This window comes from Escherichia sp. MOD1-EC6098 (assembly GCF_002965865.1).
Taxonomy (GTDB): domain Bacteria; phylum Pseudomonadota; class Gammaproteobacteria; order Enterobacterales; family Enterobacteriaceae; genus Escherichia; species Escherichia marmotae.
The window spans coordinates 1-4,411 of the sequence record NZ_PTSN01000050.1 but is presented as its reverse complement, the minus strand read 5'-3'; the positions used below and the strand labels follow the sequence as shown (position 1 = coordinate 4,411).

The 4,411-nt window shown below is 47.4% G+C and carries 4 protein-coding genes, 4 tRNA genes and 1 rRNA gene; 8 read left to right on the top strand and 1 reads right to left on the bottom strand.

Annotated elements, in window-relative coordinates; all coding sequences use genetic code 11:
* The first annotated feature begins 4 nt into the window (after positions 1-4).
* From rrf to birA, 3 genes are all read left to right on the top strand, one after another.
* Positions 5-120 (top strand): 5S ribosomal RNA (gene rrf, locus C0K55_RS25285).
* 134 nt (positions 121-254) lie between these two features.
* Positions 255-1,283, top strand: coding sequence for a UDP-N-acetylmuramate dehydrogenase (gene murB / locus C0K55_RS25280; RefSeq protein ID WP_001016702.1), 1,029 nt, complete (start codon positions 255-257; stop codon positions 1,281-1,283).
* The gene (gene birA, locus C0K55_RS25275; protein ID WP_000654622.1) at positions 1,280-2,245 is read left to right on the top strand and encodes a bifunctional biotin--[acetyl-CoA-carboxylase] ligase/biotin operon repressor BirA; all 966 of its coding nucleotides are present in this window, start codon (positions 1,280-1,282) and stop codon (positions 2,243-2,245) included. Before murB ends, birA begins: the two co-directional genes overlap by 4 nt.
* 28 nt (positions 2,246-2,273) lie before the next feature.
* On the opposite strand, the gene coaA is transcribed toward birA, so the two are convergent.
* Positions 2,274-3,224 (bottom strand): type I pantothenate kinase, encoded by a 951-nt coding sequence (coaA, locus tag C0K55_RS25270; protein ID WP_000023077.1) that lies wholly within the window; start codon positions 3,222-3,224, stop codon positions 2,274-2,276.
* A 361-nt stretch (positions 3,225-3,585) separates the two neighbouring features.
* On the opposite strand from coaA, the gene C0K55_RS25255 reads away from it, so the two are divergent.
* The 5 genes from C0K55_RS25255 to C0K55_RS25235 all read left to right on the top strand — a co-directional run.
* Positions 3,586-3,661 (top strand) — tRNA-Thr (locus C0K55_RS25255).
* Between the two features lie 8 nt (positions 3,662-3,669).
* Positions 3,670-3,754 (top strand) — tRNA-Tyr (locus tag C0K55_RS25250).
* A 115-nt stretch (positions 3,755-3,869) separates the two neighbouring features.
* Positions 3,870-3,944: transfer RNA gene (locus C0K55_RS25245), tRNA-Gly, on the top strand.
* A gap of 6 nt (positions 3,945-3,950) precedes the next feature.
* Positions 3,951-4,026: transfer RNA gene (locus C0K55_RS25240), tRNA-Thr, on the top strand.
* 114 nt (positions 4,027-4,140) lie between these two features.
* On the top strand, positions 4,141-4,411 hold a 271-nt coding region (locus tag C0K55_RS25235; RefSeq protein ID WP_000031677.1), incomplete at its 3' end, for a GTP-binding protein.

Sequence of the window (4,411 nt, the reverse complement as noted above, 5' to 3'; positions counted from 1 at the left end):
TTTGCCTGGCGGAGATAGCGCGGTGGTCCCACCTGACCCCATGCCGAACTCAGAAGTGAAACGCCGTAGCGCCGATGGTAGTGTGGGGCCTCCCCATGCGAGAGTAGGGAACTGCCAGGCATCAAATAAAGCGAAAGGCCATCCGTAAGGATGGCCTTTTTGTGCTGGTGAAAACTCTTCCTGTCGTTATATCTACAAGCCATCCCCCCGCAGATACGGTAAACTAGCCACGTTTTTGCATCAGGAAAGCAGCTATGAACCACTCCTTAAAACCCTGGAACACCTTCGGCATTGATCGCAATGCGAAGCACATTGTATGCGTGGAAGACGAAAAACAACTACTCAATGCCTGGCAGCATGCAACCGCAGAAGGACAGCCAGTTCTTATTCTGGGTGAAGGAAGTAACGTACTTTTCCTGGAAGATTACTGCGGAACGGTGATTATCAACCGGATCAAAGGTATTGAAATTAACGATACGCCTGATGCTTGGTATTTACATGTTGGGGCGGGAGAAAACTGGCATCATCTGGTGAAATACACTTTGCAGCAAGGTATGCCCGGTCTGGAAAATTTGGCATTAATTCCGGGCTGTGTCGGCTCATCGCCTATCCAGAATATTGGTGCTTATGGCGTAGAATTACAGCGAGTTTGCGATTATGTTGACTGCGTTGAACTGACGACAGGCAAGCAAGTGCGCTTAACAGCTAAAGAGTGTCGTTTTGGTTATCGTGACAGTATTTTTAAGCATGAATATCAGGATCGCTTCGCCATTGTAGCCGTAGGTCTGCGCCTGCCAAAAGAGTGGCAACCTGTACTGACCTATGGTGATTTAACTCGTCTGGAGCCTTCAACGGTGACACCACAGCAAGTATTTGATGCGGTGTGTCATATGAGAACTACAAAACTTCCCGATCCAAAAGTGAACGGTAATGCCGGTAGTTTCTTCAAAAATCCTGTTGTTTCAGTCGAAATGGCTAAAGCGTTACTGGCACAATTTCCAACGGCACCTAATTACCTCCAGGCGGATGGTTCAGTAAAACTGGCTGCTGGCTGGCTCATCGATCAGTGTCAGCTAAAAGGGGCACAGATTGGCGGGGCTGCGGTACATCGTCAACAGGCGCTAGTTCTTATTAATGAAGGCAATGCGAAAAGTGAAGACGTCGTACAACTGGCACATCACGTAAGGCAGAAAGTCGGTGAAAGATTTAACGTCTGGCTTGAACCCGAAGTCCGCTTTATTGGTGCATCAGGTGAAGTGAGCGCAGTGGAGACAATTTCATGAAGGATAATACTGTTCCACTGAAATTGATCGCCCTGTTAGCGAACGGCGAATTTCACTCCGGCGAGCAACTGGGTGAAACGTTGGGAATGAGTCGGGCGGCTATTAATAAACACATTCAGACACTGCGTGACTGGGGTGTTGATGTATTTACCGTTCCGGGCAAAGGATACAGCCTGCCTGAACCAATCCAGTTACTTAATGCCGAACAGATATTGAGTCACCTGGATGGTGGTAATGTTGCTGTGTTACCGGTGATTGATTCTACGAACCAGTACCTCCTTGACCGTATAGGAGAGCTTAAATCGGGCGATGCCTGTGTCGCAGAATATCAGCAAGCGGGTCGTGGTCGCCGTGGGCGGAAATGGTTTTCTCCTTTTGGCGCAAACTTATATTTATCAATGTTCTGGCGTCTGGAGCAAGGCCCTGCTGCGGCGATTGGTTTAAGCCTGGTTATCGGTATCGTGATGGCGGAAGTACTACGCACGCTGGGAGCTGATAAAGTTCGTGTTAAATGGCCAAACGACCTCTATCTGCAGGATCGCAAGCTGGCGGGTATTCTCGTTGAACTGACGGGCAAAACCGGCGATGCGGCACAAATTGTCATCGGTGCCGGGATCAACATGGCCATGCGTCGAGTCGAAGAGAGTGTCGTTAATCAGGGATGGATCACCTTGCAAGAAGCGGGGATCAATCTGGATCGTAATACTCTGGCAGCCACGCTTATACGTGAATTACGGGCGGCGCTGGAACTCTTCGAGCAAGAAGGACTTACTCCTTATTTGGCTCGTTGGGAAAAACTGGATAATTTTATTAATCGCCCAGTGAAACTTATCATTGGTGATAAAGAAATATTTGGGATTTCGCGCGGGATAGATAACCAAGGCGCATTATTGCTTGAACAGGATGGGATAATTAAACCCTGGATGGGCGGTGAAATATCGCTACGAAGCGCAGATAAATAAAAAAGGGAGCAATAGCTCCCCCTTTAAATTATTTGCGTAGTCTGACTTCTTCTACCGCATGATTAGCACTTTTGGTCAGGATCAGGCTGGCACGTTCGCGAGTAGGAAGAATATTTTGCTTTAAGTTCAGCCAGTTGATTTCCTTCCAAAGCGTCAAGGCAGTATTGATCGCTTCTTCTTTTGTTAATTTAGCGTAGTTATGGAAATAGGAATCCGGATCTGTAAAAGCGCCTTCACGGAATTTCAGGAAGCGGTTGATATACCATGTCTGCAGTAAGTCTTCAGGAGCATCAACATATATCGAAAAATCGACAAAATCAGAAACAAAAACATGATGCGGATCGTGTGGGTAATCCATACCGCTCTGTAAGACATTTAATCCTTCAAGAATTAAAATATCAGGCTGCACGACAGTTTTATCGCCATCCGGGATCACATCATAAATAAGATGCGAGTAAACCGGTGCTGTAACGTTTGGCACTCCCGATTTTAGATCGGAAACAAACTTCACCAGACGATGCATATCGTACGACTCCGGGAAGCCTTTCTTCTTCATCAGACCACGTTCTTTAAGCACTTTGTTGGGATGAAGAAAACCATCGGTGGTGATCAGTTCAACACGACGGTGTTCCGGCCAACGGCTTAATAGAGCCTGTAATACACGGGCGGTCGTACTTTTCCCCACCGCAACGCTACCCGCGATGCTGATAATGTAAGGAATACGTTGTCCGTTAGTACCAAGAAATTGTTCCAGAACTGCCTGACGGCGCAAGTTTGAGCTTATATAGAAGTTCAGCAAACGCGATAAAGGCAAATAGATCTCGGCAACTTCTTCTAACGAGAGATCCTCATTTATACCTTTGAGACGGGCGATCTCATCTTCCGATAACGTCATAGGTACGGAATCACGCAGAGCTGCCCACTGGTTGCGGTCAAACTGTAGGTAAGGCGTCATTAACGTTTGCTCTTTTATACTCATAAGCATGTTTCTGGCGATCATAGCTCTATCGGCAAAGCGATATTTGCCATGGCGCGTCACAGTTCTGTTGAATGGGTTAATGGGCAGGAGGGTAACACCAGATTGGGAGGAATAATAAGAAAAAATCTCTTTCGACAAGCTATCGTTGAAAAGCAATGTGACAGATATTCCATCTACTAAAAAGAATTGTGTTTTAGCTTGAGTGCATTGTTAAACAGAATGATGCTGAAAAAGTATGCTAATCTGTCCCCAGTTTGACTGTTTCTTCATCCAGTTGTGTAAAATGTGACCGATAAAACAAATTATGCAATTTTTTAGTTGCATGAGCGCGCATGTCTCCATAGAATGCGCGCTACTTGATGCCGACTTAGCTCAGTAGGTAGAGCAACTGACTTGTAATCAGTAGGTCACCAGTTCGATTCCGGTAGTCGGCACCATCAAGTCCGGTGGGGTTCCCGAGCGGCCAAAGGGAGCAGACTGTAAATCTGCCGTCACAGACTTCGAAGGTTCGAATCCTTCCCCCACCACCAATTTCGGCCACGCGATGCGTAGCCCGAGACGATAAGTTCGCTTACCGGCTCGAATAAAGAGAGCTTCTCTCGATATTCAGTGCAGAATGAAAATCAGGTAGCCGAGTTCCAGGATGCGGGCATCGTATAATGGCTATTACCTCAGCCTTCCAAGCTGATGATGCGGGTTCGATTCCCGCTGCCCGCTCCAAGATGTGCTGATATAGCTCAGTTGGTAGAGCGCACCCTTGGTAAGGGTGAGGTCGGCAGTTCGAATCTGCCTATCAGCACCACTTCTTTTCTCCTCCCTGTTTTTTCCTTCTGTTTATTGCATTCAACAAGTCGGGCATGTTGCCTGGTTGATGTGGTGATATCACCGATTTATCCGTGTCTTAGAGGGACAATCGATGTCTAAAGAAAAGTTTGAACGTACAAAACCGCACGTTAACGTCGGTACTATCGGCCACGTTGACCATGGTAAAACAACGCTGACCGCTGCAATCACTACCGTACTGGCTAAAACCTACGGCGGTGCTGCTCGCGCATTCGATCAGATCGATAACGCGCCGGAAGAAAAAGCTCGTGGTATCACCATCAACACTTCTCACGTTGAATACGACACCCCGACCCGTCACTACGCACACGTAGACTGCCCGGGGCACGCCGACTATGTTAAAA

Bases quoted from the DNA above. Each gene is read 5' to 3' on its own strand.
- murB (WP_001016702.1), top strand. From the start codon at position 255: ATGAACCACTCCTTAAAACCCTGGAACACCTTCGGCATTGATCGCAAT.
- coaA (WP_000023077.1), bottom strand. From the start codon at position 3,224: ATGAGTATAAAAGAGCAAACGTTAATGACGCCTTACCTACAGTTTGAC.
- birA (WP_000654622.1), top strand. From the start codon at position 1,280: ATGAAGGATAATACTGTTCCACTGAAATTGATCGCCCTGTTAGCGAAC.